This is a genomic window from Bradyrhizobium sp. USDA 4472, assembly GCF_054058595.1.
On sequence record NZ_JBSSAM010000001.1, the window covers coordinates 5,191,320 to 5,216,762 of the forward strand.

Genomic DNA, 25,443 nt, shown 5'->3' on the forward strand with positions numbered 1-25,443 from the left:
TCAGAGCGTGCGACTGACCGCGAGCGGCGTGATGTGACGCGGGCCGGGCGTCGCGCGGCGTCCCGCAGCAGTATAGGTATTCGGCACGTTGCGCTTCTGGATCTCGGCGTTGACGCCGCGCACGACGCTTTCGGAAACCGCATGCGCGGTCGCGAGCACGGTGAGGTTGACCTGAAGCATGGCACGGAAAGCGTCGTGGTGGCGGTGCAGTGTCGAGAGCAGCTCGGGCGCGGATTTCGCCAGCCTGTCCTGGTTGGCCTTCAACTGGCTGACGGCCCCGACGTAGCGCCGCGACAGCTCCTGCTTCTTGCCTTCCATCGTCATCGCCTCGCGGACCTTGCCGGCGCGGACCAGTTCGGTCTCACGTTCGATCAAGCCGAGCAGGGCGTTCATCGCATCCATCAGGTCTTCGGCGAGCTTGCGCGCCTCGGCGTTGCCCTGCGCGTCGTTCGTGCGCTGTGCGGGCATCGGTTGACGTGACGCGTTGAAGTGGTTCATCTCGTTTGACCCTATGCCGTGCGAAGAGTGGTTTTGGCCTGCTGCATGATCAGGGTGCGGTACACGTCGCGGGAAATACCGACACCCCCGGCGCTGGCGAAGTTCTTGGAATATTGCTCGGTCAGCATCGAGCGCCACACGCCGGTGCCCGGCGTATCCCCGAACGGGCCTTCGCCCTTCAGGCCCGAAGTCATCTGCGCGAACATGCTGTTGAGGAACATGCCCTCGAAGTCGGTGGCGGTCTTCTGTGCCTTGGCTTGCTGCTGCGGCGAAACCTTTTGAAGCGCGGCAGCGAGTTCGAAGTCGGGCCGGCCGTTGCGGCTTTCGACCGAGAAGGCCGGATTCGAGGAGAGGGCGGCGGTGACGCGCGCGCTGTTGAGCATGCCCGTCTGCATCACATCACCTCGATGTCGGCTTCGATCGCACCGGCGGCCTTGATCGCCTGGAGGATGCTGATGAGGTCGCGCGGGCCGATGCCGAGGCCGTTGAGGCCGTCGACGAGTTGCTGAAGCGAGACGCCGTCCTTGACCACGGCGAACTTCTTGCCGTCCTCCGTGACGCCGACGCTGGAGCGCGGCGTGACCACGGTGCGGCCCCGTGACAGCGGGTTGGGCTGGCTCACCTGCGGGCTCTCGGAGATCGTGACCGTGAGATTGCCCTGCGCGACCGCGACTGTGGCGACGCGAACGTCGCGGCCCATCACGATGATACCCGAACGTTCGTCGATGATGATCTTGGCGGCGAGGTCAGGATCGACCTGGAGCTGCTCGATCTCGGTCAGGAAGGCGACCACGTTGCCTTTGAACTCCGGCGGGATCGTCAGCTGCACGGTCGAGGGATCGATCGGCTCGGCGCTCTTGACGCCGAGATAGTCGTTGATCGCAGCCGCAATGCGCTTGGCGGTGGTGAAGTCCGCGTTGCGCAGCGCGAGCCGCACGTTCGGCAGGCGGTTCAGCGCAAACTCGATCTCGCGCTCGATGATGGCGCCGTTGGCGATGCGGCCCACGGTCGGAACTCCGCGCACGATCTTCGCCGCTTCGCCCTCGGCATTGAAACCGGAGATCGCGAGTGAGCCCTGCGCGACCGAATAGACGTTGCCGTCGGCGCCGAGCAGGGGGGTGACGAGCAGGGTGCCGCCGCGCAAATCCTTGGCATCGCCGAGCGCTGATACGGTGACGTCCATGCGCGTGCCTTGCGTCGCGAAGGCCGGCAGGTTGCCTGTGACCATCACGGCGGCGACGTTGCCGGTGCGGATGGTGGCGCCGCGGATGTTGACGCCCATGCGCTCGAGCATCGCCTGCAGCGACTGCTTGGTGAAGGGGATGTTGTTGAGGGTGTCGCCGGTGCCGTTGAGGCCGACGACGAGGCCATAGCCGATGAGCTGGTTCTGCCGCACACCTTCGATATTGGCGAGATCCTTGATGCGCGAGGTCGCGTTTGCGGACGCGGCCGAAATGGCCAGCGCTGACAGCGCGGCACAGGCCAGCCCAAAAATCCTCACCCAACGAACGCCTGGCATCCTCTGCTCCCCAAGGCTCCTCAAAGAGCCTCCTCACACCTCGGACCTGCCAGACACTCCCATGACGAGCTGGTCCGGCGCTTTCCTTGCGAGCACTGTGCCAACCCGGAGCAGAGGGACTAGGCGATTGAATAGGTTGAATAAATCTCTTTAGATCGAGGCTAGCCGCCGTTCGCCCTGAGGAGCGAAACTGCCGCCTGTCGGCAGATATTGCCGGGCCGTTTACGCCCCGTTAACCATAAAGCGGCGAATGTGGCGCATCGATCACCCGGATTGCTCCGATGCGCATCTACGGACCGAATGGCACCACGCTTGGGACTCCGGCCAGCCAGGCCAGGCGAACGAGCTCCGGCACCTTCGTGCTGCCCGACACCTCGTCGGCGCAGGAGGCACGCAGCGCCGCCGCACCGAAGGCCACCGCCAACATCGACGGGCTGCTCGCGCTGCAAGGCATCGAGGAAGATCCCATCGAGCGCCGCAAGCGCTCGGTCGCCCGCGGCAAGACCGCGCTCGACGTGCTCGACGATCTCAAGATGGGACTGTTGTCCGGCAATCTCGACGCCTCGACGGTGATGCGGCTGCGCGATGCGGCGGCAAACCTGAAATCGTCCTCCGGCGATCCCGGTCTCGATTCCGTGCTGTCCGAGATCGAGCTGCGCGTCGAGGTCGAGCTGGCGAAGGCCGGGCAGGCGTAGTCGTTATCCGTCACGCTGAGGTGCGCGCCCTGCAAAGCAGGGCAAGCCTCGAACGGCGACGGTCCGGCTGTATCTCGGCCGTTCATCCTTCGAGGCTCCCGGCGCGATGCTTTGCATCGCGCCACTCGCACCTCTCAGGATGACGGGTCCTCTAGCGGTCTGCCTCACGTTCTACGCCGCTTCCTCCTGCTGCTGCGCGTCGTAGCGGCGCTGGGCGGCGAGCACGTCTTTCAGATTCTCCTCGGCCCAGTCGCGCAATGGATCTACCGCGGCGGCGAGTGTCACGCCGAGTTGCGTGATCGAATATTCAACCGTCACCGGCACGGTCGCGATGGCGCGGCGCTTGAGCAGGCCGTCGCGTTCGAGCGACTTGAGAACCTGGCTCAGCATCTTCTGCGAGATACCTTCGATCGTGCGGCGCAACCGATTGAAGCGCATCGGCTCCTCGCGCAGCAGCAACAGGATCAGCACGGCCCATTTGTCGCCGACGCGATCGAGGATTTGGCGTGTCGGGCACTCGGCGGCATAGACATTGGGTTTCATCTCGGTTCCTTGCGCTCGCCTGGCTCGGCTTCGGTTACTCCCGCGTAAGCAGGTAAGCACAAAGTGGTCTCTTAACACCAGCATTCTTTGCGATATCTAGTCACCAGTGGTTACTATTAGAAGCAAAGGAGCCTTCCATGAAAATCGCAGTTGCCGGCGCCTCGGGCCGGGCCGGTTCGGAAATCACCAAGGAACTGTCCCGCCGCGGTCACGCGGTTACCGCCATCGCCCGGAACCCCGAGAAGATTGCGGCACTGCCAAACGTCACGCCGACCAAGGGCGACGTGCTCGACCAGGTCGGTCTCGCCAAACTCTGGACCGGGCATGACGTTGCGGTGAGCTCCGTCCACTTCCTGGCGAGCGACCCGCACAAGCTGATCCGCGCGGCCAAGGATTCGAAAGTTGGCCGCTATCTGGTCGTTGGCGGCGCTGGCAGTCTGGAGGTCGCTCCCTGTGTCAAACTGGTCACAACCCCGGGTTTTCCGGCCCAGTACAAGGCCGAGGCGGAAGCTGGCGGCGTCTTCCTCGACCTGTTGCGGCAGGAAAACGATCTGAACTGGACCTTCATCTCGCCATCCGCATTGTTCGTCGAGGGGGCCCGCACGGGCCAGTTCCGGCTCGGCACCGACCAGCTTCTCGCAGATGCGAACGGGAAGAGCTGGATCAGCTTCGCCGATTACGCCATCGCGCTTGCCGACGAGATCGAGAAGCCGGCGCATCTGCGGCAGCGTTTCACGGTGGGCTACTAGGCTTTTGGCCGCCCCCCGGGTATTTGCGGATAAACGTTCCTGTGCAAGGGCTTGGGGGCGGTAACTGCGCCATTAAGGAAATATTGTCTGTCACAAGGGGTAGCTATATAAGCCCCGGCTCAACGGACCCGTTTCGTTGCGAGTCGTTGCTTAAATAGATAGGCCGCCCTTGGAAAAGTTGAAAAACTACCGACCGACCGAAAAAGAGCCTTTCATGAACGACCGGCAGAAGGAGTACTTCCGTTTGAAGCTCCTCGCCTGGAAGGATGAGATCCTGAAAGAGTCCAAGCTCACCCTGCAGGCTCTGCAGGAGGAGAACGTGAACCACCCCGATCTTGCCGATCGGGCATCGTCGGAAACCGACCGTGCTATCGAACTCCGCGCCCGCGACCGCCAGCGCAAGTTGATCGCCAAGATCGACGCCGCGCTCCAGCGCATCGAGGACAATACCTACGGCTATTGCGAGGACACCGGCGAGCCGATCTCTCTGAAGCGGCTCGAAGCCCGGCCCATCGCGACGCTCTCGGTGGAAGCGCAGGAGCGCCACGAGAAACGCGAGAAGGTCTATCGCGACGAATAGAGTCCGGGCCGCAGTGATGCGGCTCTTCGTTTTTGGACGCAAGGCGCGCCGTTTCGCGCCGTAATCTGCGCTGTGCCTATCGCTTGCCGCGGCGTGCTTGACGGGTACGCGATGGCGAAAAGCGAATCGCGATCAATGGGCTAGAGTCCATTGCTGCAAGCTCACGTGAATTCACATGAGACATAGCCTTCGCTTCAGGTGCGGGAGGTTTTGCGAGTCGCATCAAGGAGATCGACTCGCATGCTGAGACTCTGATCAAGCTGCATCAAGCCTCGCTGCAATCCGGCCTCGTGCGAGGCTGCAACGCGCATCCCCATGAAGCCTGGACCAGCTCAATATTTCCTTAAGGCGGATAAGAGGCCGTCGGCCGCATCCGTCAGCGCGCAATCCACCCGCATGGGCGCATGCCTCCGGCGCTTGTCAGGCTCCGGCGGGGATGCTGAAGTGCCGGCCATGCTTGTGGTCGCGTGGGAGGCGGCGCCGATGGACAAAATTCTTGAAGCCGCAAAGGCGATCGCGCTGGCGCGCCGCAACCATGCGCCGCTCGCGGCGCTCGAAGTTCCGCCTGCTGATGAGGCCGCGGGCTATCAGGTCCAGCGTGCGCTGCATGATCTCCTGCTGCCTCATGTCGGGCCGCTGGTCGGCTACAAGATCGGCTGCACCAGCCAGGTCATGCAGGAGTATATCGGCATTCCGCACCCCTGCGGCGGGGGTGTGTTCCAGAAGGGTGTGCACGACAGCGGCGTGGAGCTCGCGGTCGCCGACTATGTCCGTGTCGGTGTCGAATGCGAGATCGCGGTGCGGCTAAAGCGCAACCTCGCCGCCGGCGAGGCGCCGTTCACCGCCGAATGGGTCGGCGAAGCCGTTGAAAGCTACCATCCCGCCATCGAGATCGTGGACGACCGCTACGTGAAGTGGGAGACGATGGGCGCGCCGACGCTGATCGCGGATGATTTCTTCGCCGCCGGCTGTGTGCTGGGCGCCTCGGTTCCGCGCTCGTCGGTACCGGACCTGAAAGCGGTCAAGGGCCGCGCCATCGTCAACGGAGAGGAGGTCAGCCACGGCACTGGCGCTGACGTGCTCGGCCACCCCCACAACGCCCTCGCCTGGCTCGCCAACCACCTCGCCGCCGAAGGCAAGGGCTTGCACGCGGGACAGCTCGTGCTGACGGGCAGCCTGGTGAAGACGCTGTGGCTGAAAGCCGGCGACAAGGTGCGGATGGAGCTGGACGGCCTGGGCGTGGCGGAGGCGGCGTTTACGTAGCGCTCTCTCCACCGTCATTGCTGTCGATGTTCACTAATTCGCTGATTGGATCGCGGTGGTCTTACTCGCGGCAGCGTCGATACGATTGCACGGAGCTGCCTCGGAGCCACAGCGACACGTCAGGCCAAATACATGCGGCCCTCGCCAGGGGAGCTAGCGAGGGCCGCGTAGTACATCGTCGTTCGCGCCTAGGTTCGCGAACACGATGTGGGAGCTCCTAGAGAAGGCTAGAAGGGCAGCAGCACGTCCATGACTTGCTGGCCGTAGCGGGGCTGCTGCACGTCCGTGATCTGGCCGCGGCCGCCGTAGGCGATGCGGGCCTGGGCGATCTTGCTGGAATCGATGGTGTTGTCGCTCTGGATGTCTTCGGGGCGGACGATGCCGGCGACCACGAGCTCGCGGATCTCGTAGTTGACGCGGATCTCCTGCTTGCCTTCGACCACGAGATTGCCGTTCGGCAGCACCTGGGTCACGACGGCCGCGACGTTGGTCTGCAACGCTTCCGTGCGGTTGACCGAGCCCTTGCCATCGCTGGAGGCGGTGGAGTCGGCAGTCAGGATACGGCCGGGCAGCACCTTCTGCGCCTGCGCGCCGAGCGTTTTCGCGCCGATGAAATCGGTGATGCCCGAATCTTCCTTGTTGGACCGGCTGCGCTGGGTCTCGTTCTCGATATTGGCCTTGTCGGTGATGTTCACGGTCACCGTCAGGAGGTCGCCGACATGGGTGGCGCGCTGATCCTTGAAGAAGGCGCGGCTGCCGTTACGCCACAGCGAGTTCGGGTTGTAGGAGGCGACTTCCGGCTTCGGCATCGGCATCTGCACCGGCTTGTAGCCGGGCTGCGTCGTCGGATTGTCGATCGCCGACAATTTCGGTTGCTCGCCGATCTGCGACAAGCGGTCGATCGAGGAGCAGCCGCCCAGCGCGCTGGCTGTCAGCAGCAGGGCAGAGATCGCGATGCGACGAAGGCGGTAAGCCGAACTGAAAGCGGACATGACTAACTCTTACTTTGCCTGTGCTTGCGAGACGCGAGCTTGCGGAATCTGGGCTTGTGCAATCTGGCCCGGCGACGAAGGCGCCTGGACCAGGTTGCGGACGAGGGCCTCGGTGTCGACCGGGGCGGGCGCTTCGTCGCGCTTGAGCGAGGAGGTCTGCTCGACCGCGGCCGGCATCGGCGCGGACTGGCTGGCGCCCTGCACGGTGACCTGGCCGCGGCCGGTGACGACGCCGGTCAGCGTCCGCTTGGTCTGCGGATTGAGGACACTCACGGTGTCGCCCTCGGCACCGCCCTCCATCGCCTTGCCGCGCGTGGTGAGATAGATCCCGGGGACCTGGTAGATGACGGTGACGCTCTGGTCGCGCGACACGAATTCGGGCTTGGCGAGGTCGGCAACGCGGATCGGCATGCCGGCGCGCATCGGCCGGCGCAGCTGCATGCCGACGGCGCGTTCGCGCAGCGCGGGCTCGCCGGTCACTTCGGCCTTCGGCCGGCGCTCTTGCGCGACGTCGGAGGATTTCAGCATCTCGCTGCGGTCGATGTCGCGGGTCAGAACGGCAACCTCAACCGTCTCGATCGCGGTGCCGGTGAAGTGCAGCTTGGTCGGGACCGTACCCTCGTTCCCGACCTCGAAGGAGATGTCGAAGCGGCCGCTGCGGGCATCGTAGCGGGTCGCAACCGCCTGGAGCGCGCCGGTGTTGGTGGCATCGAGCCGCATGTCGGACATGCCACGGTCGAAGGTGACCGTGATGTTGGCGGCGTCGCCAAGGCCGAAACGGCGCTCGAGTGCGGAGGCGACTGCGTTTTCGAGATCCTTGCTGGCAAGGGTGCGGGCGAGCCGGGTGACCTGGACTTCCGTGATGTCGCCGGTCATCACGCCGATCACCTGCTTGGCGCGCAGCACGCTCAGGACCTGGGCGACGGGCAGCGCGCCGGTGGTGCCGAGATCGGGCGAGCGATAGACGGGGATCTGCGCGGCCGAACCGGCATTGTCGATGAGATCGCCGACCCGGACCACGTCCGACGTCACGGTGACGCTGGCGCGCAGCGTCGGCGTTGCGATGCCGTCGTCGGCAGCCTGCGCCGGCAGCGCCAGCACGAACAGCGCGGAGAGGGTGAGAAGCGCGGTGCGGATCATGTTCATCACCTCAGCGGAACAGCGCCGTGGTCGATTGCATCATCTGGTCGGCGGCGCTGATCACCTTTGCGTTCATCTCGTAGGCGCGCTGCGCGGCGATCAGGTCGCTCATCTCCGAGACGACGTCGACATTGGCCTGTTCGAGGCTGCCCTGGGTGATCTTGCCGTAGCCTTCGGAGTTCGCGGTGCCGTCCTGAGGCGTGCCCGACGACGTCGTCTCGACGAACTGGTTGCTGCCGACCGGCTGCAGGCCCGCCTTGTTGATGAAACGGGTCACGCCGATCTGGCCGAGAATGGTGTTGGTCGACGAGCCCGGCAGCGTCACGGTCACCTGGCCCTGCTCGTTGACGGTGATGCCCGAGGCGTTGTTCGGGATCGTGATGGTCGGCTGCACCGGGTTACCTCCCGCGGTGACGACCCGGCCCTGATTGTCCATCTGGAACGTGCCGTCGCGTGTGTACTGGAAGGTGCCGTCAGGCATCAGGATCTTGAAGAAGCCTTCGCCCGAGATCGCGAGGTCGAGATCGTTGCCGGTTTGCGACAGCGTGCCCTGGGTCATGCTGCGCGGCGTGCCGACGGTCTTGACGCCCCCGCCGATGTCGACGCCGACGGGCAGGATGGTGCCCTGGTCCGAAGCCTGCGCGCCGACGCGACGGATGTGTTCGTAGATCAGGTCCTGGAACGCCGCGGTCTGCTTCTTGAAGCCGGTGGTGCGCAGGTTGGCGATGTTGTTGGAGATCACCTGAACGTTCAGTTCCTGTGCCGCCATTCCGGTCGCTGCGGTGTGAAGCGCCTGCATGTCAGTTCTCCCTCAATCAGGCCGGAACGTCGGCGAGCTTTTCGATTGCCGATTTGTGGAGGTCGCTCTGCTGCTGGAGCAGGTTGGCGATCGCCGTGTAGCTGCGCATCACCTCGACCATGCGGCTCATCTCGCCGACCGAATTCACGTTCGACTTCTCGATGTAGCCCTGCTGCAGGGTGGACTTGGCGTCGGGCTGCTGGTTGGCGGAGCCGACGTCGTACAGATTGGCGCCGAGCTTGGTGAGCTTGGCCGGATCGTCGAAACTCACCATGCGGATCTTGCCGCGGATCGAGTCCGTCTTGGCGGTGCCCTCCAGCACCGTCACGGTGCCGTCCGGGGCGACGTTGATGTCGTGGTCGGTCGGCTGGAAAACGATCGGGCCGGCGGTGCCGAGCACGAGATTGCCGTCGGAGGTCATGAGCTGGCCGGTGCTGCTGAGCGCGAATTTGCCGTCGCGGGTGTAGCGCTCGGCGCCGTTGGCCTGCACGGCGAAGAAGGCGTTGCCGCTGATCGCCATGTCGAGCGGGTTGTTGGTGGCCTCCATCGGTCCCTGGCCGACGTCGCGATAGGTGCCGCGGTCCTGCACATAGGAGACCCGGCGGTCGGAGCCGACGAAATTGTCCTCATGAGCGTTCGAGCGGAGAAACTCCTCGAACAGCGAATGGTCAGCCTTGAAGCCGTTGGTGTTCACGTTGGCGACGTTGTTGGCGATGACATCCATCTGCCGTTCCAACGTCATCTGCCGTGACAAGCCGATCAGAAGCGCGTTCTGCATCGGTCAATCTCCCCTCGAGTGAGCCCGGCCATTTCGCTCTCCCAAGCGCCTTGGCCGATCCCGTGAAAGAGCCCGTCTGGTTCTCCCAAACCGTTCGGTCTCGGCCCTCTCTGAGCGAAAGTCGTGCCAATTTGAAATGATGTGTGATTACAATGGGTTGGTGATTTTTTCGGGGCTCCCGGCATGGGGCAGAAAGGTTCTGTTAGCCATGTTTGCCCGGCAGATTTTTCCTAGCAGGGGCCCAATCGAAAGGTTCCGTTAACCATTATTACCGTAGCGTTTGCAGCGAAGAGGAGCGCTTTGCGCCGGGACATTCGTATCGCGTCACTGTCTGCCAGGAGGCTTTGCTCTCTCGCCCTCTATGAGATCAGCGAGCCCGGACGACCATGGCAGAGAGTGAAGCGGAAGGCGGCGCAGCCGCCGAAGGTGCGGAAGCCGCTGCCCCCAAGAGCAAGTTCAAGCTGATCCTGATCGTCGTTGCCGCGCTGGTCCTGCTCGGCGGCGGCGCTGCGACCTGGTTCCTGTTCTTCCGTCACGGCGACGAGGAGCATCATGCCGAGGCCGCGCCCCCGCCGAAGCCGCCGGCCTTCGTCGAGGTGCCCGACATGATGGTCAACCTCGCCGGCGCGCCGGGCGAGCGCGTGCAATATCTCAAGCTCAAGATCGTGCTCGAGCTGAAGGAAGAGAAGCAGATCGAGGCGATCAAGCCGTCGATGCCGCGGGTCACCGACATCTTCCAGACCTATGTGCGCGAGCTTCGTTCCTCCGACCTCAACGGCTCCGCCGGCGTCTTCCGTCTCAAGGAAGAGCTGACCAAGCGGGTCAACGCCGCGGTCGCGCCGATCCAGGTCAGCGCGGTGCTGTTCAAGGAAGTCGTGCTCCAGTGACGACGCTGCGGAAGGGTACGGGCTAGCGTCATGGCCGGCACCGAACAGATGGACCAGGATGCGATTGCCGCCCAATGGGAGGCGTCGCTCGATTCCGAGGATCCCGCGGAGGCCGCGAAGGCTGCTGCTGAAAACGAACTTTCGGAGACCATGGCCCTGCAATGGGCAGCCATGGTCGAGGACGGCAGCCGCGATCTCGGCAACGGCAAGAACTCCGGCGAGCGCGTTCTCTCGCAGGAGGAGATCGACAATCTTCTCGGCTTTACCGTCGGCGACGTCACCCTCGACGATCATTCCGGCATCCGCGCGATCATCGATTCGGCGATGGTCTCCTATGAGCGTCTGCCGATGCTCGAAATCGTCTTCGACCGCCTGGTGCGGTTGTTGACGACGTCCTTGCGCAATTTCACCTCCGACAACGTCGAAGTCTCGCTCGACCGCATCACCTCGGTGCGCTTCGGCGATTACATGAACTCGATCCCGCTGCCTGCCGTGCTCTCGGTGTTCAAGGCCGAGGAGTGGGAAAACTTCGGCATGGCGACGGTCGATTCCAACCTGATCTACTCGATGATCGACGTGCTGCTCGGTGGTCGCCGCGGCTCGAGCCAGCTTCGCATCGAAGGCCGGCCCTACACCACGATCGAGACCGAGTTGGTCAAGCGCCTGGTCGAAGTGGTGCTGGCCGATGCCGAGCAGGCGTTCCGGCCGCTGTCGCCAGTGACCTTTACCATCGACCGGCTCGAGACCAATCCGCGCTTTGCAGCGATCAGCCGTCCCGCTAACGCCGCGATCCTTGTGCGCCTGCGCATCGACATGGAAGATCGCGGTGGCAATATCGAGCTGCTGCTTCCCTACGCGACCATCGAACCGATCCGGGGCGTGCTGCTCCAGATGTTCATGGGCGAGAAGTTCGGCCGCGACCCGATCTGGGAAGGCCATTTCGCAACCGAGATCAACCAGGCCGAGATCGCGGTCGATGCCGTGCTCTACGAAGCCGACATCCCGCTCAAGCAGCTGATGCGGCTCAAGGTCGGAGACACGCTGCCGCTGGACATGCGCGCCGACGCCAACGTGACCGTGCGCTGCGGCGACGTCACCCTGACCGAGGGGCGGATGGGTCGGGTCGGCGACCGGGTCGCGATCCGCGTGACGAAACCCTTGCGCAAGCCAAGTACGACGCTTGCGATGTTCGAGAAGGTGGACGAACAGAACAAGCTGATGGAGGCCCCATGAACCACTTCCTGGGAATGGCGATCGAGACGCTGGTGGCTATCCTGCTCATGCTCACGATCGGTTATTGCATGCTGCTCAACAAGCGGCTGACGCGGCTGAAGGCGGACGAGCATTCGCTGAAGGCCGTGATCGGCGAGCTAATCACCGCGACCGAGATCGCCGAGCGCGCGATCGGCGGGCTCAAGCTGGCGGTGCGCGACGTCAACGAGAATCTCGGCAGCCAGCTGGCCGCCGCCACGCACATGTCCGACCAGCTCTACAAGCAGCTTGGCGAAGCCGACAACGTGGTGCGCCGGCTCTCCAAGATCGCGATCGCGGCGCGCCCCGTGACGAATCCCGAAGCCGCAGCCGCCCCCGCCACCAAGCCGTCTGCGGCCAAGGCGGTTGCAGCTGCTGCCGAAGCCTTCTCCGAGCGCCGAAGGTCCAACGGTCTCGCCGCATAAAGTCAGGGTATGAAGTCCTTTCGTAACATCCGCGTCATTCCGGTCGTCCTGGTTGCGGTCGCAGGTCTCGCCGTGCTGAAAGTGGCGGGGCTCGTGATCAATGGCGGCTATGTCTTCGACTACCAGCCGAACTCGATGAAGAAGTCCTGGGCGCAGGAGAACCTGAACTTTCCGACCGGGCGAGACGACCCCGACATCACCGGCTCGACGCATGGCGCGCCGAAGGAAGCACCGAAGCCGGCTGCGCCCGAGACCAAGCCCGAGGGCACCCCGGTGAAGATGGACGAGGCCCAGCCGCAGGTTTCGGCCTCGGAGCGCGCGATCCTGGAACGCTTGCAGTCGCGCCGTCAGGAGATTGAGGCCCGCCAGCGCGAGATCGACATCCGCGAGAGCCTGTTGAAATCGGCCGAGAAGCGCATCGAAGGCAAGGTCGAGGAGATGAAGGCGGTGGAGTCCCGCATCACGGCGACCCAGGCCGAACAGAGGGCCGCCGAGGCCCAGCGCCTGAAGGGCCTCGTGACCATGTATGAGGGCATGAAGCCCAAGGACGCCGCGCGGGTGTTCGACCGGCTCGAGATGAGCGTGCTGATCGAGATCGCCTCGGCGATCGCCCCGCGCAAGATGTCCGACATTCTGGGACTGATGTCGTCGGAAGCCGCCGAGCGGCTGACGGTCGAGATGGCGCGCCGAGCCAACGGGGGCGGGGATCAGGCTGCTTCCGCCGGCGATCTCCCGAAGATCGACGGCAAGCCGACGCAAAAGCCGAATTGAGGGCTCATACTTAAGAAGTCCTTAATTGCGAAAACCTACATTCGAAGGCATGGGCCGGCACCAGTGCCGGCGTGGACCGTCGAACCGGAAGAAATGCCGCCAATGGCGCGAGAGGCTGCCGCTGGATTTGTGTCGCGAGCCCGCGCTCTGGCGCTGGGGCTGTCGCGCCATGTCCGCAGCGCGCCGGTGCTGGCAGCCTGCCTCCTGATCGGCCTCGGCGCGCCCGCCGCCCGGGCCGGCGATGCGGTCCGCGGCGAGGCGAGCTTTTCAGCGAGCGGCGGCTTTGCCCGCCTCGTGATCAAGCTCGGTGAGGACGTTCCCTCCGAGGTCACGACCGCGGGGTCGATTCTCATCATCCGTTTCGACCGCCCTGTCGACGTGCCCGTCGAGCGCGTGCCGGAAGGCGCGCCCGATTACGTCAACTCTGCCCGCCGCGATCCTGACGGCAGCGCGATCCGTCTGTCGCTGGCGCGTCGCGTCACCGTCAACACCATGAATGCGGGCGAGCGCACCTTCATCGACCTGCTGCCGGAAGGCTGGAAGGGGCCGCCGCCGAGCCTGCCGATGGACGTGGTCAAGGAACTCGCCGAGCGCGCCCGCGTCGCAGAGCGCGCGCTGCGCGCCCAACGCGCGGCGGCCGAGAGCAAGAAGCGTCCACCGATCCGCGTGCGCGCATCGGTGCAGCCGACCTTCGTGCGCTTCGTGTTCGAGATGCCGGACGGCGTCGGCGTCTCCTCCGTTCTGAACGAGCAGAAGCTCACGCTCGCCTTCAACGCCAATCTCAACTTCGACCTCGCCGATGCTGTCGTCGCGGCGCCGCCGAACGTCGCGTCGATCAAGCAGAAAAGCGATATCGACCAGACCAGCGTCGAAATCGCGCTGATCGGCGATTCCGACGTGCACTCCTTCCGCGACGACAAGAACTACGTGGTCGACATCGCCTTCCAGCCCGACAAGGGCAAGACGGCCGCGACGCCCGAGGCCGCCATCGCGCAGGTGGAAGCGAGCGGTCATGGACCGGCCGCGGAAAAGCCGGCGGCTGCAAAGCCGAAGGAGATCGCGCCACCGACCTCGGAGGCGATCGCGCGAGAAGCCAAGGTTGAGATCAAGGCCGAGCTCAAGTCGGAGGCACCCGCCGCGATGCCGGCCGCTGAGGCGCCGAAGCCGGCACCGGCGATGACGGCACCGGTGACCGAAGCTCCGCACGCGGAAGGGCCGAAGGAGGTATCCAAGGAAGCACCGAAAGTTGCGATGCCGGCGATGCCTGCGGTTGCCGCGGCGCCCAAGGAAGTCGCCAAGGCGATGGTCCCGGAGGAAGCGGCCAAGGAGCCGATCAAGGATGCGCCCAAAGAGCCCGTGAAAGCCGAAGCCAAGCCTGCAGAGGCTGCACCGCCGCCCGTGACGGCCAGCGTCGATGCGCGGCGTGACAGCGACGGACTGCTTGTGACGTTCCCGCTTTCCGTCGCGACGCCAGCTGCCGCGTTCCGCCGCGGCGACACGGTGTGGCTGGTGTTCGATTCGCAAAAGCCCGTTGATGTCGACGCGATCCGCAGCAAAGGTGGTGCGATGATCGGCGAGGTCAGTCGCATGCCGCTCGAAAAGGGCCAAGCGGTGCGCATCCGTCTCACCCGTCCGCTGGTCTATTCGCTGACCAGCGAGGAGGTCGGCAAGGAGACCAATTGGCTGCTCACGCTCGCCGACAAGATCCAGGCGACGCCGCTGCCGCTGATGATGTCGCGCAACATCACCGATCCCGCGCTCGCCAACATCGCCATTCCCTTTGCGAATCCCGGCCTGCTACACAAGCTCACCGATCCTGACGCCGGCGACGTGCTCTATGTCGTCACCGCTCGGCGGCCGGTCCGTGGCTTCATCAAGCGGCAGGATCTCGTGGATCTCTCGCTGCTGGAATCCGCGCACGGCATCGCGATCCGGCCGAATTCCGACCAGGTCGGCGTCGAGGTCGGATTGGACAAGGTCATTCTCGGCAAGAAGGGCGGACTGACGCTGTCGCCGGTCGATGTCTCGGCCGAGCGGGCACCGACTGCGGTGCGGCCGATCTTCAATCCCGAAGGCTGGCGCAAGGGCCAGTCGGAAGATTTCTGGACGCGCCAGAGCGAACTGATCACGGCGATCTCGGCCGTCGATCCGGCGCAGCGTTCGCTGCCGCGGCTCGATCTCGCGCAGTTCTACATGTCGCGCGCGATGTATCACGAAGCCAACTCCGTGACCGAGTTGATGCTGAGCGATCCTCTCAACAAGGAGGAGAGCGGGGCGCTGATCATGCACGCGATCTCGAGCATCCTGATCGGGCGACCGGCACAGGGCCTGAAGGATCTCGCCAATCCCGTGATCGGCAACAGCCACGATTCCCAGCTCTGGAAGGCGCTCGCCTATGCGCGGCAGGGCAAATGGGCGGACGCGCGCGAGAAATTCAAGAACGTCGAATTTGCCATTGCCTCGCTGCCGCTCGACATCCAGCGCATCGTGACGATGGATGCGATGCGTGCCTCGCTCGAGGTGAAGGACTACGCCGGCGCCTCGAAGCGTCGTGGCGAGATCGAGGTGGTCGGTGTGTCGCCGGAGGCCGCGCCCGGCTTTGCCGTGCTGCGCGGCAGGCTCGCTGAGGCGCTCGGCCACGACAAGGACGCGCTCGACGATTACAACGTCGCTGTCGAATCCACCGATCGCCAGGCCGCGGCCGAAGCCAAGCAGCTCCAGGTCGCGCTCCTGCAGAAGCGCAACGAGATCAGCAAGGAAGATGCGCTGCGCGAGCTCGAGACGTTGTCCATGACCTGGCGCGGCGACGCGATCGAGGTCAAGACGCTGCAGATGCTGTCGCAGTTGTATGCCGATGCCGGGCGCTATCGCGACGCGTTGACAGCCGCGCGCACCGCGACCAAGCTGCAGCCGAACGCGGAAGCCTCGCGTCAGGCGCAGGACCTGGCGTCGGATCTGTTCACGCAGATATTCTTGGGTCCCAAGGGCGACGAGCTGCCGCCGATCGAAGCACTCGGGATGTTCTATGAATTCCGTGAACTGACGCCGATCGGCCGCCGCGGTGACGAGCTGATCCGCCGTCTGGCCGATCGTCTCGCCTCGATCGATCTGCTCGATCAGGCCGCCGAGCTCCTGCAATACCAGGTCGATCATCGTCTTGAAGGCGCTGCGCGTGCCCAGGTCGCCGCGCGCCTCGCCATGATCTATCTCGCCAACCGTAAGCCGGACATGGCGATCACCGCGCTGCGCGCGAGCCGCATCAGCGATCTCGCCGGCGAGTTGCGGCAGCAGCGCCTGCTGCTGGAGGCCCGGGCCCAGAGCGACGTCGGCCGCCATGACCTCGCGCTCGACATCGTCTCCAACGTCTCGGGGCGTGAGGTGCTGCGGCTGCGGTCCGACATCTTCTGGGCGGCGCGGCGCTGGCGCGAGTCCGCCGAGCAGATCGAGCTGTACTATGGCGAACGCTTCCGCGACTTCAAGCCGCTCAACGCGGTGGAGAAGAGCGACATCATCCGCGCCGCGGTCGGCTATGCGCTCGCCGACGATTCGATCGGATTGTCGCGCTTTCGCGAGAAATACGCTCCCTTGATGAGCGAGAGCGCCGACCGGCTCGCCTTCGATATCGCCAGCAAGCCGGCTGCCGCCTCCAGTGCCGAATTCGACGAGATTGCAAAGCTCGCGGCAAGCGTCGACACCCTCGACGGCTTCCTGCGCGAGATGAAGCAGCGCTTTCCCGACGCCACCGCCCGGGCCCCGGCCTCGCCGCAGGCCAAGGACGACACCGAGCACACCGGCTCGCTGCCGACGATTCCCGTCGTGCGGCAGATCAAGATGACGCGGTAGAGCATGATCCGGAAAAGTGCGTAGCGCTTTTGCCGAAAAGATCATGCTCAAGCAAACCCCAAGGCGCCCTCGTGCTTTAGGACTCCTGCTACTCCTGACCTCTCGACAGTTGCCCGACGAGGCGGCACTCTCTGCCTTCATGCCGGGAGAGCGTTGACATGACCAAGCCTGCCAAGACCGAAGCCGAACTCATCGCCATGGCGCGGGCCGAGTTGAAGGCCCATGCCGACGGACCCGAGGGCTTGACGATCTCGATCGTCCGCGACGGGGACAGCTGGGAGTTCCGCGCTGACGCCGACCAGGCGACACGGGACAAGCCCGGTTTCCCCGAGAGCGTCGCCATGCTGGTGCAGATCGGTGATCACCTCAGCAAGCAGTATGAGGTCGAGGGGTAGGGCGGAGGCCCAACTACCCCCCGTAACTCTGCACCAAACTCCCCGCCACCAGCGACCAGCCATCGACCAGCACGAAGAAGATCAGCTTGAACGGCAGCGAGATCGTCGCGGGCGGCAGCATCATCATGCCCATCGACATCAGCACCGAGGCGACGACGAGGTCGATGATCAGGAAGGGCAGGAACAACAGGAAGCCGATCTCGAAGGCGCGTTTCAGCTCGGAGATCATGAAGGCGGGAACGAGGATCCGCAGCGCGAGTTCGTCGGGGGTAGCCGGCGGCGGCTCGCCGGAGAGGTCCAGAAACAGCTTCAGATCCTTCTCGCGCACGTTCTTCTGCATGAAGCCGCGCAAGGGAACGGAGGCGCGCTGGAGCGCATCTTCGACGCTGATCTGGTTGGCGACGAGCGGACGGATGCCGTCGTCGTAGGATTTTTGCAGCACCGGTCCCATCACGAAGAAGGTGAGGAACATCGCCAGGGCCAGGATCACCGAGTTGGGCGGCGCAGTCGCAGTGCCCATTGCGGTGCGCAGCAGCGACAGCACGACCACGATGCGCGTGAACGAGGTCATCATGATCAGGATCGACGGCGCGATCGACAGCACCGTGAGCAGGGCGATCAGCTGGATCGCGCGCTCGGTGACGCCGCCGCCGCCAGCACCGCCGCCGCCGAGATTGATGCTGATGTCCTGCGCATGCGCATGGCTTGCGAGCAAGGCCGCGGCGATCAGGACAGAAACAAAGAACACTCTACGCGGGAAGGACGGCAGCCTCACGAAGATGGCTTCGGACGGCCGAGCAGCGAGGCCATCTCGTCTTCGAGATTTTCAAAGCTGGTCTTCTCCGCAGCTGGTCTCGCCGGCGGCGGAGGGGACGACGGCTCGACGCGTGCTGCGCGAGGTGGGACGGGCGGGTCCGGCGCGACCGGCGGCGCGATGGTCTCGCCGCCTGGACGACGGAGCGCCGCCTCGAGGCGCTGGGCCATCTCGGCGAGATTCTGTTCGGCGCTGGACGGCGCGGCCGTAGCAGCGGCCGGAGGCGGAACGGGCGGAGCAACTTGTGGTCCTGGCGGGGCCTGCGGGATGGGCGGAGGCGGCGGCGCCGGGGCGCGCTCGGCGCGCACCGGTGATATCTTCGCCGGCTCATTCTGGCGCGGGGGACGCGGCATCAACGGCGCCTCGCTGCGCGCAATGCGCGGCGGCATCGGCTCGGGACGGGTCTCACGCTCGGTCCGCGGCGGCGTCGGTTCAGGTGAGAAGCCGCCGAGCTGCGGCTCACTGCGGCGCTCGGCCAGGGCGGCCGGGCGGCGGAGCTCGTCGGCGAACGAGGGGCGTGCCGGCCGCGGCGGCGGCTCGGGCATTTGCGGCTCGGGATGGTCGAGCACTTCGGGCCGCGGCACTTCGTCGGCCCAACCGCCGGCGTCCGGGATCGGGGCGAGGCGCGGCGGCTCGGCGGCGCTGGAACGCGGCGGAATCTGATCGCGGCCGGCTGCGGCACGGACGATGTTCGGCTCAACGACGATGTCGGTCGGGCCACCGATCATCAGGAGATGCTCGACATTGTCACGGCGGACCAGGACCAGGCGCCGGCGGCCATCGAGCGCGGCGGCGTCGATCACGGCGAGCCGGGGCATCCTGCCGCGCTGGGTGTTGGCGCCGAGCCGGGTCGAGGCGAATCGGCGGAGCAGCCAAAAGACGACGCCGATCAACGCCAGCACGACGATGAACGCGACGATGAAGGTGATAGGGCTACCGTTCATACCTGTCCCCGGTAAATGGCGCTTCTCGCGTGCCTATGGTCGGCGGTGCCGGCCACCAGCTTGCGATGCCCCAAAACTGCGATCTCTTAATGTCCCACGGCAAGTTTTGCCGTCCCCAACTCTTAATAGCCTATGAATCGCTCGATCCAAAATGACTTCTTGGCCTCTACGGAGGGGCGGCCAAACGGCTGGGTTAATACGGTTTTTGGAATGGGCCGAATCACGGGGGAACGCGATCTATGTCCCGGCCCGAGACACGGATCCGGCCATGCCTTAACCACCTGTTAACCATACACGCGGCAAATTCTGCCTAGCCCCGGAGCACGGGGCTGCAAGGGGCGGAAGGAGCCGCAACGATGTCCATCAACGATCTCCCGGTGCTGTCGGCGCTTCGCACCAAGATGCAGTGGCACCAGGAACGCCAGCGCGTCCTGTCCGAGAACGTCTCCAACTCCGACACCCCCAATTTCCGGCCGCGCGACCTGGTCGAGCCGAAATTCGACAAGACCGGCGCCGCCACGGGTTCGATGGGGACCCTGGCGATGACGGTCACCAGCGCCTCCCATATGACGCCGTCCGGTGCGGTCTCCAGCTTCGACCAGAACAAGAATGCGGGTTTCGAGACCCGCCCTGCGGGCAATGCCGTCAATCTCGAAGAGGAGATGATGAAGTCCGCCAACAACCAGATGGATTACGCGGCGGTGACCTCGCTCTATTCGAAGAGCCTGCATCTCCTGAAGACCGCGATCGGCAAGGGCTAGAGCTAGAGGAGCCGTATCATGGCGAATGACAGCAGCGACTTTGCCCGTTCCATGGCGATCGCAACCTCCGGGTTGCGGGCGCAGGCCGGGCGGATGCGGGTGATCTCCGAGAACATCGCGAACGCGGACTCGACCTCGGCGACCTCAGGCGGCGATCCCTATCGGCGGAAGGTACCGACGTTCTCGTCGGCGCTCGACCGCACGCTCGACGCGCAGGTCGTCACGCTCGGCAAGATCAGGCCCGACCAGTCCGCCTTCCGCGTCAAGTATGAGCCGAGCAATCCGGCGGCCGATGCCACCGGCAACGTCAAATACCCGAACGTGAATTCGGTGGTCGAGATGACCGACATGCGCGATGCGCAGCGGTCCTACGAGGCCAATGTCAACATCATCAGTGCGACGCGCCGGATGATCCAGCGCACGCTCGACATCCTCAAGAGCTGAACAGGACCTCTAAGCCATGGCAACACCGACAATCGCGGCCAATGCCTATGCCAACCTTGCGCGCGTGCTGGAAAACACCGCCGCCGGCAAGGGCAGCGAACCGAACGGGCAATCCTTTGCTGCGCTGCTGAAAGACGCCGTCGGCAGCGTCATGGAGTCGGGCCGCAGATCGGACGCGCAGACGGTGGCAATGGCCAACGGCAAGGCCAACGTGATGGACGTGGTGACGGCGGTTGCCGATACCGATGTCGCGGTGTCCACGCTGGTCTCGGTCCGCGACCGTGTGATCGCGGCGTATGAAGACATCATGAAGATGCCGATTTGATCTCGGGGGCGAGTGGCGAATGGCGAGCGGCCCCCATTCGCCATTCGCTACTCACCATTCGCTTCTTTCAAGCCGTCAAGACAACCAGCAGCGGAAATTTGAAATGACCGGACCTGAGACCCTCGACGTCGCCCGCGACGCGATCTGGACGATCGTGATCGTATCCTCACCGCTGATGGTGGTCGGGCTCGTGGTCGGCGTGATCGTGTCGCTGTTCCAGGCGCTGACGCAGATCCAGGAACAGACGCTGGTCTACGTGCCGAAGATCTTGGCCATTTTTGCCACAATGCTGCTGGCGCTGCCGTTCATGGCTGACGCACTTCATTCCCACATGCTGCGGATCTCGTCGCGAATCATCGGCGGCTGAGGCACAATGCGCCGGTCATGCGCATCGACGTCTCGCTGTTGCCGGCGCTTGCCGCGGCCTTCATGCTCGCCTTCGCCCGGGTCGGTGCGATGGTGATGCTGCTGCCGGGGCTGGGCGAGACCAACATCCCGACGCGGGTGAAGCTGTCGATCGCGCTTCTACTCACGCTGATCATCCTGCCGCTGCATCGCAATGCCTATCAAGTCGACATGGGCTCGCTCGCGCCAATGCTGGTGTTGATGTTGCATGAGATCGTAATCGGCATCGTGCTTGGCGCGACCGCGCGCGTGACACTGTCGGCGCTGCAGGTCGCCGGCGCCGTGATCGCGCAGCAGATGGGGCTCGGCTTCGTCACCTCGGTCGATCCGACTCAGGGACAGCAGGGCGTTCTGGTCGGCAATTTCCTGACCATGCTGGGCGTGACGTTGTTGTTCGCCACCGACAGCCATCATCTGGTGATCGCGGCGCTGAACGACAGCTACGCCATCTTCGCGCCGGGCGAGACCGTCTCGAGTGGTGACGTCGCCGCGCTCGCCACGCGGGCCTTTTCCGCAGCGTTCCTGCTCGGCCTGCAGCTTTCCGGGCCGTTTCTGGTGTTCGGCCTCGTCTTCAATATCGGTCTCGGCGTTCTGGCGCGGCTGATGCCGCAGATGCAGGTTTATTTCGTCGGCGTGCCGCTATCGATCTTCGCGGGCTTCATGGTGCTGGCGGTGGTGCTCACGGCGATGATGGGCACCTATCTCGACTACTTCATCGGTGTCATGCACCAGATGCTCCCGTTGAAATAAGAGGGATCGATGGCAGAAGACAACGATCCGGAAAGTCAAACAGAAGACCCGACGCAAAAGCGTCTCGACCAGGCGCTCGAACGCGGCGACGTTGCGAAAAGCCAGGAGATCAACACCTGGTTCATGATCGCGGGCGGCACGCTCGTGGTCTCGACCTTCTCCGGCTCGGTCGGCAGCGGGCTGCTGACGCCGATGCGCAATCTGCTGGCCAATTCCTGGATGATCAAAACTGATCCGGGAAACCTGCTTGCGCTGATGCAGCAGATCGAGGTCGCGGTGTTGGCTGCGGTCGGCGTGCCGCTGTTGATGCTGGTGATCGCGGCCATTGCCGGCAACATGCTCCAGCACCGCTTGGTGTGGTCGGCCGAATCCCTCACCCCCAAACTCAGCAAACTCTCGCCGGCGGCCGGCTTCAAGCGCATCTTCGGCAAGCAGGCCGGGGTCAATTTTCTCAAGGGCATCGGCAAGATCGTCGTGCTCGGCACCGTCATGACCACGATCCTGTGGCCAGAGCGGCACCGCACGGAGGCGATGGTCAAGCTGGATCCGATGGCCATGCTGGGCGCCACCACCGGCATGACCGTCCATCTGCTCGGCGCCGTGGTCGCCGCCCTCGCGATCATCGCGATCGGCGACTATTTCTTCCAGTATCGCAGCTGGTTCCAGCGACAGAAGATGTCGCTTCAGGAGATCAAGGAAGAGTTCAAGCAGTCGGAAGGTGACCCGCACATCAAGGGCAAGCTTCGGCAATTGCGGCAGCAGCGCTCCAAGAAGCGCATGATGGCGGCGGTTCCCAAGGCCTCGGTGATCGTCACCAACCCGACCCACTATTCGGTGGCACTGGCCTACGAGCGCGGCATGTCGGCGCCGATCTGCGTCGCCAAGGGCGTCGACAACCTGGCTTTCAAGATCCGGGAGATCGCGCGCGAGCACGATATCCCGATCGTCGAGAACGTGCCACTGGCCCGCGCGCTTTACGCCACCGTCGAGATCGACCAGGAGATTCCAATGGAGCATTACCATGCGGTCGCCGAAGTCATCGGCTACGTCATGCGGATGAAGCGCGGTTTCAGCGCGGCGCGGCAATAAAACCCCCGAAAAGTACCGGAAATGGCTGTAAACTGGGAATCAGGGTACGTTTCGCTCCTGCCGCCCTTGCGTCCGCGGGTCCGATTCAGGCAGGGAGGACCCCACGTGCCCCGTGGCACGTTGATTCTCTGACGATAGGCTGCACTAGCGTGAAATGACCGCCGAGACCGACCACGACCTGTCACGCGAGCCCGTTGCGGCGCATGAGCCGTCGCCGCGCTCGGGCAGCATTGCGCTGGTGCTTCTGGTGGCCACCGGCCTCGTTGCGGTCGCCGTCGGGCTGATGACGCTGGGGCGCGCGCAGGCGCAGCCCTACATCCTCGGCATCCTCGCCGTGCTGGCGATGATCGGCCTGTTCAATTTGTTTGCCTTTGCCGCCGGGATCATCCGCTTCGCCGACCGCAATCTCGATGATCCCATCATCGGCCGCATCTCCGATTACGCCTTCGACGGCCTCGCGGTGACCGATCCGCGCGGCCATGTGGTCTATTCCAATGCGGCCTACCTGACGCTGACGGGCGCGGCCGGTCCTCAGGACGTCCGGCCGGTCGAGCGCGTCTTCATCGGTAATCCCGACGTCTCCGAAGCGGTGTTCCGCCTGCTCAAGGCGGCGCGCGAAGGCAAGCGCCAGCAGGAAGAGGTTCGCATTTCCGGCCAGGACGGCAGCCAGGGCCGCTGGCTGCGCATGCGGGTGCGTCCGCTCGGCACCGGAAAGCGCGAGGCCAAATATGCGGTATGGTCGATTGCAGACATCACTCGCGACCGCGAGCGCCAGGAGGATGTGTTCCAGGAGCTCCAACACGCGATCGAATATCTCGATCATGCGCCGTGCGGCTTCTTCTCGGTCAATCCTGCCGGCGAGCTCGCTTACGTCAACGCGACGCTGGCGAACTGGCTCGACTACGATCTCGCCGAGATCGGCTCGGGCGGCTTGAGGCTCGCCGACATCGTGTCGGGCGACGGCGCTTCGCTGCTGAGTGCCATCGTGGCGGTGCCGGGCGAGGTGAAGACCGAAGTCTTCGACATCGATCTGCGCATGCGCACCGGCAAGACCATGCCGGTGCGGCTCTATCACAAGCTCGCCTTCGGCGCCGACGGCGCGCCTGGACCGTCGCGCACGCTCGTCATCAGCCGGGCCCGCGATGAGCGGAGCGACCCGGATCGCGCCGCCGAAGTGCGGTTCATGCGCTTCTTCGACCATACGCCGATGGCGATCGCCACGGTCGATCGCGCTGGTAACGTCGTGCGGGCGAATGCGCGCTACGCCAAGCTCGCGCAGGGTCTCGGGTTGGACAGCGCCAGCAAGTCGATCTTCCGCGCCATCAATGCGCGCGACCGCCATCTGGTGATCGCCGCCATCAACCAGGCCGCCGAGGGCAAGGCCGACATCGCCCCGGTCGAGGTGGCGCTGGAAGGAAGCAAGGAGCGCTGGGGCCAGTTCTTCGTCACGCCTGTCGATGCGGCCGAGAACGACGCGGAAGCCGCGATCGTGCACATGCTCGAAACCACCGAGCGGCGCGCGCTGGAGAACCAGATCAACCAGTCGCAGAAGATGGAGACGGTCGGCCAGCTCGCCGGCGGCATCGCTCACGACTTCAACAACGTGCTTTCCGCCATCATGATGGCGAACGACTTCCTGCTGAACGCGCACAAGCCGACCGACCCGTCGTTCCAGGACATCATGCAGATCAAGCAGAACGCGACGCGTGCTGCGACGCTGGTGCGGCAGTTGCTCGCGTTCTCCCGGCGCCAGACGCTGCGGCCGCAGGTGCTCGATCTCGGCGACGCGCTGTCTGATCTCACCATGCTGCTGCGCCGGCTGATCGGCGAGAAGGTCAAGCTCGACCTGATCCACGGCCGTGATCTCTGGCCGGTCAAGGTCGACGTCTCCCAGTTCGAGCAGGTCATCGTCAACCTGGCGGTGAATGCGCGCGATGCCATGCCGGACGGCGGCAAGCTGATCATCCGCACCGCCAATGTCGCCACCGACGAGGCCGGCAAGCTCGCCTACAAGGGCATGCCGGCGGCGGATTATGTGCGAATCGAGGTCGCCGACACCGGCACCGGCATCCCCGCCGATATCAGGGACAAGATCTTTGAGCCGTTCTTCTCCACGAAGGAAGTCGGCAAGGGCACCGGATTGGGCCTCTCCACCGTCTACGGCATCGTCAAGCAGACCGGCGGCTTCATCTACGTCGATTCCGAGCCGGGGCAGGGCACCTCCTTCTACATCTTCCTGCCGCGCCACCACGCCGAGCCTGACGTGCAGGTCGAGCTTCCCGCGGTGCCGAGCGCGACGCATGGCGCCCCGAAAGAGGCCGCGCCTGCGACGGTGGATGCGAAGCCCCGCACCGACCTCACGGGGCAGGGCACGATCCTCTTGGTCGAGGATGAAGAGGGTCTTCGCGCGCTGAACGCTCGCGGCCTGCGCTCGCGCGGTTACACCGTGGTCGAGGCCGAGAACGGCGTCGAGGCGATGGAGGTGCTCGAAGAGCAGAGCGGCGGGATCGATCTCGTTGTCTCCGACGTCGTGATGCCTGAAATGGATGGCCCGACGCTGCTCAAGGCAATGCGGGAGAGGAACCCCGACATCAGATTCATCTTCGTCTCCGGCTACGCCGAGGATGCCTTCGAGAAGAGCCTGCCCGAGGGCCAGCAGTTCGACTTCCTGCCCAAGCCGTTCACCCTGAGCCAGCTCGTGGCGGCGGTGAAGGAGACGATGACGAAGCAGGGATGAAGGCGGGACGGCGCGCCGGCCCTTTCTCGCTGAAAGATCGCCGGTA

At 64.7% G+C, this 25,443-nt stretch carries 27 protein-coding genes; 17 read left to right on the forward strand and 10 right to left on the reverse strand.

Annotated elements, in window-relative coordinates:
* From ACVWZ4_RS24090 to ACVWZ4_RS24100, 3 genes are read right to left on the reverse strand one after another with little or no spacing between them, the layout of a single operon-like run.
* Positions 1–498, reverse strand: a complete 498-nt coding sequence (locus ACVWZ4_RS24090) for a hypothetical protein (RefSeq protein WP_456741369.1) — start codon at positions 496–498, stop codon at positions 1–3.
* An 11-nt stretch (positions 499–509) separates the two neighbouring features.
* Complete coding sequence (gene flgJ, locus ACVWZ4_RS24095; protein ID WP_456735673.1) at positions 510–893, reverse strand: flagellar assembly peptidoglycan hydrolase FlgJ; 384 nt, start codon at positions 891–893, stop codon at positions 510–512.
* Positions 893–2,017 carry a flagellar basal body P-ring protein FlgI gene (locus ACVWZ4_RS24100; protein ID WP_456704527.1) on the reverse strand — a complete coding sequence of 375 codons (1,125 nt, stop codon included), beginning with the start codon at positions 2,015–2,017 and terminating at the stop codon, positions 893–895. Before ACVWZ4_RS24100 ends, flgJ begins: the two co-directional genes overlap by 1 nt.
* A 281-nt stretch (positions 2,018–2,298) precedes the next feature.
* On the opposite strand from ACVWZ4_RS24100, the gene ACVWZ4_RS24105 reads away from it, so the two are divergent.
* Complete coding sequence (locus ACVWZ4_RS24105; protein ID WP_456704526.1) at positions 2,299–2,712, forward strand: flagellar assembly protein FliX; 414 nt, start codon at positions 2,299–2,301, stop codon at positions 2,710–2,712.
* Between the two features lie 171 nt (positions 2,713–2,883).
* On the opposite strand, the gene ACVWZ4_RS24110 is transcribed toward ACVWZ4_RS24105, so the two are convergent.
* Positions 2,884–3,255, reverse strand: a complete 372-nt coding sequence (locus ACVWZ4_RS24110; RefSeq protein WP_456704525.1) for a winged helix-turn-helix transcriptional regulator — start codon at positions 3,253–3,255, stop codon at positions 2,884–2,886.
* Positions 3,256–3,392: 137 nt separating this feature from the next.
* On the opposite strand from ACVWZ4_RS24110, the gene ACVWZ4_RS24115 reads away from it, so the two are divergent.
* The 3 genes from ACVWZ4_RS24115 (at position 3,393) to ACVWZ4_RS24125 (ending at position 5,847) form a co-directional block, all read left to right on the forward strand.
* Positions 3,393–4,004 (forward strand): NAD(P)-dependent oxidoreductase, encoded by a 612-nt coding sequence (locus ACVWZ4_RS24115; protein ID WP_456741370.1) that lies wholly within the window; start codon positions 3,393–3,395, stop codon positions 4,002–4,004.
* A 214-nt stretch (positions 4,005–4,218) separates the two neighbouring features.
* The gene (dksA, locus tag ACVWZ4_RS24120) at positions 4,219–4,584 is read left to right on the forward strand and encodes an RNA polymerase-binding protein DksA (protein ID WP_008554760.1); all 366 of its coding nucleotides are present in this window, start codon (positions 4,219–4,221) and stop codon (positions 4,582–4,584) included.
* Positions 4,585–5,067: 483 nt separating this feature from the next.
* The gene (locus tag ACVWZ4_RS24125; RefSeq protein WP_456704523.1) at positions 5,068–5,847 is read left to right on the forward strand and encodes a 2-keto-4-pentenoate hydratase; all 780 of its coding nucleotides are present in this window, start codon (positions 5,068–5,070) and stop codon (positions 5,845–5,847) included.
* Positions 5,848–6,074: 227 nt separating this feature from the next.
* On the opposite strand, the gene flgH is transcribed toward ACVWZ4_RS24125, so the two are convergent.
* Genes flgH through flgF form a run of 4 tightly spaced genes read right to left on the reverse strand, consistent with a single transcriptional unit; the run spans position 6,075 to position 9,556 of the window.
* On the reverse strand, positions 6,075–6,839 hold the full coding sequence (gene flgH / locus ACVWZ4_RS24130; protein WP_456704522.1) for a flagellar basal body L-ring protein FlgH: 765 nt from the start codon (positions 6,837–6,839) through the stop codon (positions 6,075–6,077).
* 9 nt (positions 6,840–6,848) lie between these two features.
* Entirely contained in the window at positions 6,849–7,979 is a 1,131-nt protein-coding gene (gene flgA, locus ACVWZ4_RS24135) for a flagellar basal body P-ring formation chaperone FlgA (protein WP_456704521.1), read from the reverse strand.
* Positions 7,980–7,989: 10 nt separating this feature from the next.
* The gene (gene flgG, locus ACVWZ4_RS24140; protein ID WP_092228140.1) at positions 7,990–8,778 is read right to left on the reverse strand and encodes a flagellar basal-body rod protein FlgG; all 789 of its coding nucleotides are present in this window, start codon (positions 8,776–8,778) and stop codon (positions 7,990–7,992) included.
* Positions 8,779–8,794: 16 nt separating this feature from the next.
* Positions 8,795–9,556 (reverse strand): flagellar basal-body rod protein FlgF, encoded by a 762-nt coding sequence (gene flgF, locus ACVWZ4_RS24145; RefSeq protein ID WP_092228139.1) that lies wholly within the window; start codon positions 9,554–9,556, stop codon positions 8,795–8,797.
* Positions 9,557–9,942: 386 nt separating this feature from the next.
* On the opposite strand from flgF, the gene fliL reads away from it, so the two are divergent.
* The 6 genes from fliL to ACVWZ4_RS24175 all read left to right on the forward strand — a co-directional run bounded on the left by fliL (position 9,943) and on the right by ACVWZ4_RS24175 (position 17,128).
* On the forward strand, positions 9,943–10,443 hold the full coding sequence (gene fliL / locus ACVWZ4_RS24150; protein WP_456704520.1) for a flagellar basal body-associated protein FliL: 501 nt from the start codon (positions 9,943–9,945) through the stop codon (positions 10,441–10,443).
* Between the two features lie 30 nt (positions 10,444–10,473).
* Positions 10,474–11,676, forward strand: a complete 1,203-nt coding sequence (gene fliM / locus ACVWZ4_RS24155) for a flagellar motor switch protein FliM (protein WP_456704519.1) — start codon at positions 10,474–10,476, stop codon at positions 11,674–11,676.
* Positions 11,673–12,119 carry a DUF6468 domain-containing protein gene (locus ACVWZ4_RS24160; protein ID WP_456704518.1) on the forward strand — a complete coding sequence of 149 codons (447 nt, stop codon included), beginning with the start codon at positions 11,673–11,675 and terminating at the stop codon, positions 12,117–12,119. The genes fliM and ACVWZ4_RS24160 overlap by 4 nt, the downstream gene beginning before the upstream one ends.
* Positions 12,120–12,128: 9 nt before the next feature.
* Entirely contained in the window at positions 12,129–12,890 is a 762-nt protein-coding gene (locus ACVWZ4_RS24165; protein WP_456704517.1) for a MotE family protein, read from the forward strand.
* Between the two features lie 102 nt (positions 12,891–12,992).
* Positions 12,993–16,733 (forward strand): tetratricopeptide repeat protein, encoded by a 3,741-nt coding sequence (locus ACVWZ4_RS24170; protein WP_456741371.1) that lies wholly within the window; start codon positions 12,993–12,995, stop codon positions 16,731–16,733.
* 158 nt (positions 16,734–16,891) lie between these two features.
* Positions 16,892–17,128: a hypothetical protein gene (locus ACVWZ4_RS24175; protein ID WP_456704515.1), complete on the forward strand. Its 237-nt coding sequence runs from the start codon at positions 16,892–16,894 to the stop codon at positions 17,126–17,128.
* A 13-nt stretch (positions 17,129–17,141) separates the two neighbouring features.
* On the opposite strand, the gene fliP is transcribed toward ACVWZ4_RS24175, so the two are convergent.
* Positions 17,142–17,903 carry a flagellar type III secretion system pore protein FliP gene (fliP, locus tag ACVWZ4_RS24180; protein WP_456704514.1) on the reverse strand — a complete coding sequence of 254 codons (762 nt, stop codon included), beginning with the start codon at positions 17,901–17,903 and terminating at the stop codon, positions 17,142–17,144.
* The gene (locus ACVWZ4_RS24185) at positions 17,900–18,886 is read right to left on the reverse strand and encodes a flagellar biosynthetic protein FliO (protein ID WP_456704513.1); all 987 of its coding nucleotides are present in this window, start codon (positions 18,884–18,886) and stop codon (positions 17,900–17,902) included. The genes fliP and ACVWZ4_RS24185 overlap by 4 nt, the downstream gene beginning before the upstream one ends.
* Positions 18,887–19,242: 356 nt before the next feature.
* Here ACVWZ4_RS24185 and flgB point away from each other — a divergent pair, with 356 nt between their 5' ends.
* The 7 genes from flgB (at position 19,243) to cckA (ending at position 25,397) form a co-directional block, all read left to right on the forward strand.
* The gene (gene flgB / locus ACVWZ4_RS24190) at positions 19,243–19,647 is read left to right on the forward strand and encodes a flagellar basal body rod protein FlgB (RefSeq protein WP_456704512.1); all 405 of its coding nucleotides are present in this window, start codon (positions 19,243–19,245) and stop codon (positions 19,645–19,647) included.
* A gap of 18 nt (positions 19,648–19,665) precedes the next feature.
* Positions 19,666–20,091: a flagellar basal body rod protein FlgC gene (gene flgC, locus ACVWZ4_RS24195; RefSeq protein ID WP_456704511.1), complete on the forward strand. Its 426-nt coding sequence runs from the start codon at positions 19,666–19,668 to the stop codon at positions 20,089–20,091.
* Positions 20,092–20,107: 16 nt separating this feature from the next.
* Positions 20,108–20,416: a flagellar hook-basal body complex protein FliE gene (gene fliE / locus ACVWZ4_RS24200; RefSeq protein WP_456704510.1), complete on the forward strand. Its 309-nt coding sequence runs from the start codon at positions 20,108–20,110 to the stop codon at positions 20,414–20,416.
* Positions 20,417–20,519: 103 nt separating this feature from the next.
* On the forward strand, positions 20,520–20,783 hold the full coding sequence (fliQ, locus tag ACVWZ4_RS24205) for a flagellar biosynthesis protein FliQ (protein WP_027534765.1): 264 nt from the start codon (positions 20,520–20,522) through the stop codon (positions 20,781–20,783).
* Between the two features lie 17 nt (positions 20,784–20,800).
* A complete protein-coding gene (fliR, locus tag ACVWZ4_RS24210; protein ID WP_456735667.1) occupies positions 20,801–21,571 on the forward strand; it encodes a flagellar biosynthetic protein FliR in 771 nt (256 codons plus the stop codon).
* Between the two features lie 9 nt (positions 21,572–21,580).
* Positions 21,581–22,660: a flagellar biosynthesis protein FlhB gene (gene flhB, locus ACVWZ4_RS24215; RefSeq protein ID WP_456704508.1), complete on the forward strand. Its 1,080-nt coding sequence runs from the start codon at positions 21,581–21,583 to the stop codon at positions 22,658–22,660.
* 154 nt (positions 22,661–22,814) lie between these two features.
* Positions 22,815–25,397, forward strand: a complete 2,583-nt coding sequence (gene cckA / locus ACVWZ4_RS24220) for a cell cycle histidine kinase CckA (RefSeq protein WP_456704507.1) — start codon at positions 22,815–22,817, stop codon at positions 25,395–25,397.
* Positions 25,398–25,443 lie beyond the last annotated feature (46 nt).

Excerpts from the sequence above, each read along its gene's own strand:
- ACVWZ4_RS24090 (WP_456741369.1), bottom strand. The coding sequence starts at position 498 with ATGAACCACTTCAACGCGTCACGTCAACCGATGCCCGCACAGCGCACG.
- flgJ (WP_456735673.1), bottom strand. The coding sequence starts at position 893 with ATGCAGACGGGCATGCTCAACAGCGCGCGCGTCACCGCCGCCCTCTCC.
- ACVWZ4_RS24100 (WP_456704527.1), bottom strand. The coding sequence starts at position 2,017 with ATGCCAGGCGTTCGTTGGGTGAGGATTTTTGGGCTGGCCTGTGCCGCG.
- ACVWZ4_RS24105 (WP_456704526.1), top strand. The coding sequence starts at position 2,299 with ATGCGCATCTACGGACCGAATGGCACCACGCTTGGGACTCCGGCCAGC.
- ACVWZ4_RS24110 (WP_456704525.1), bottom strand. The coding sequence starts at position 3,255 with ATGAAACCCAATGTCTATGCCGCCGAGTGCCCGACACGCCAAATCCTC.
- ACVWZ4_RS24115 (WP_456741370.1), top strand. The coding sequence starts at position 3,393 with ATGAAAATCGCAGTTGCCGGCGCCTCGGGCCGGGCCGGTTCGGAAATC.
- dksA (WP_008554760.1), top strand. The coding sequence starts at position 4,219 with ATGAACGACCGGCAGAAGGAGTACTTCCGTTTGAAGCTCCTCGCCTGG.
- ACVWZ4_RS24125 (WP_456704523.1), top strand. The coding sequence starts at position 5,068 with ATGGACAAAATTCTTGAAGCCGCAAAGGCGATCGCGCTGGCGCGCCGC.
- flgH (WP_456704522.1), bottom strand. The coding sequence starts at position 6,839 with ATGTCCGCTTTCAGTTCGGCTTACCGCCTTCGTCGCATCGCGATCTCT.
- flgA (WP_456704521.1), bottom strand. The coding sequence starts at position 7,979 with ATGATCCGCACCGCGCTTCTCACCCTCTCCGCGCTGTTCGTGCTGGCG.
- flgG (WP_092228140.1), bottom strand. The coding sequence starts at position 8,778 with ATGCAGGCGCTTCACACCGCAGCGACCGGAATGGCGGCACAGGAACTG.
- flgF (WP_092228139.1), bottom strand. The coding sequence starts at position 9,556 with ATGCAGAACGCGCTTCTGATCGGCTTGTCACGGCAGATGACGTTGGAA.
- fliL (WP_456704520.1), top strand. The coding sequence starts at position 9,943 with ATGGCAGAGAGTGAAGCGGAAGGCGGCGCAGCCGCCGAAGGTGCGGAA.
- fliM (WP_456704519.1), top strand. The coding sequence starts at position 10,474 with ATGGCCGGCACCGAACAGATGGACCAGGATGCGATTGCCGCCCAATGG.
- ACVWZ4_RS24160 (WP_456704518.1), top strand. The coding sequence starts at position 11,673 with ATGAACCACTTCCTGGGAATGGCGATCGAGACGCTGGTGGCTATCCTG.
- ACVWZ4_RS24165 (WP_456704517.1), top strand. The coding sequence starts at position 12,129 with ATGAAGTCCTTTCGTAACATCCGCGTCATTCCGGTCGTCCTGGTTGCG.
- ACVWZ4_RS24170 (WP_456741371.1), top strand. The coding sequence starts at position 12,993 with ATGGCGCGAGAGGCTGCCGCTGGATTTGTGTCGCGAGCCCGCGCTCTG.
- ACVWZ4_RS24175 (WP_456704515.1), top strand. The coding sequence starts at position 16,892 with ATGACCAAGCCTGCCAAGACCGAAGCCGAACTCATCGCCATGGCGCGG.
- ACVWZ4_RS24185 (WP_456704513.1), bottom strand. The coding sequence starts at position 18,886 with ATGAACGGTAGCCCTATCACCTTCATCGTCGCGTTCATCGTCGTGCTG.
- flgB (WP_456704512.1), top strand. The coding sequence starts at position 19,243 with ATGTCCATCAACGATCTCCCGGTGCTGTCGGCGCTTCGCACCAAGATG.
- flgC (WP_456704511.1), top strand. The coding sequence starts at position 19,666 with ATGGCGAATGACAGCAGCGACTTTGCCCGTTCCATGGCGATCGCAACC.
- fliE (WP_456704510.1), top strand. The coding sequence starts at position 20,108 with ATGGCAACACCGACAATCGCGGCCAATGCCTATGCCAACCTTGCGCGC.
- fliQ (WP_027534765.1), top strand. The coding sequence starts at position 20,520 with ATGACCGGACCTGAGACCCTCGACGTCGCCCGCGACGCGATCTGGACG.
- fliR (WP_456735667.1), top strand. The coding sequence starts at position 20,801 with ATGCGCATCGACGTCTCGCTGTTGCCGGCGCTTGCCGCGGCCTTCATG.
- flhB (WP_456704508.1), top strand. The coding sequence starts at position 21,581 with ATGGCAGAAGACAACGATCCGGAAAGTCAAACAGAAGACCCGACGCAA.
- cckA (WP_456704507.1), top strand. The coding sequence starts at position 22,815 with ATGACCGCCGAGACCGACCACGACCTGTCACGCGAGCCCGTTGCGGCG.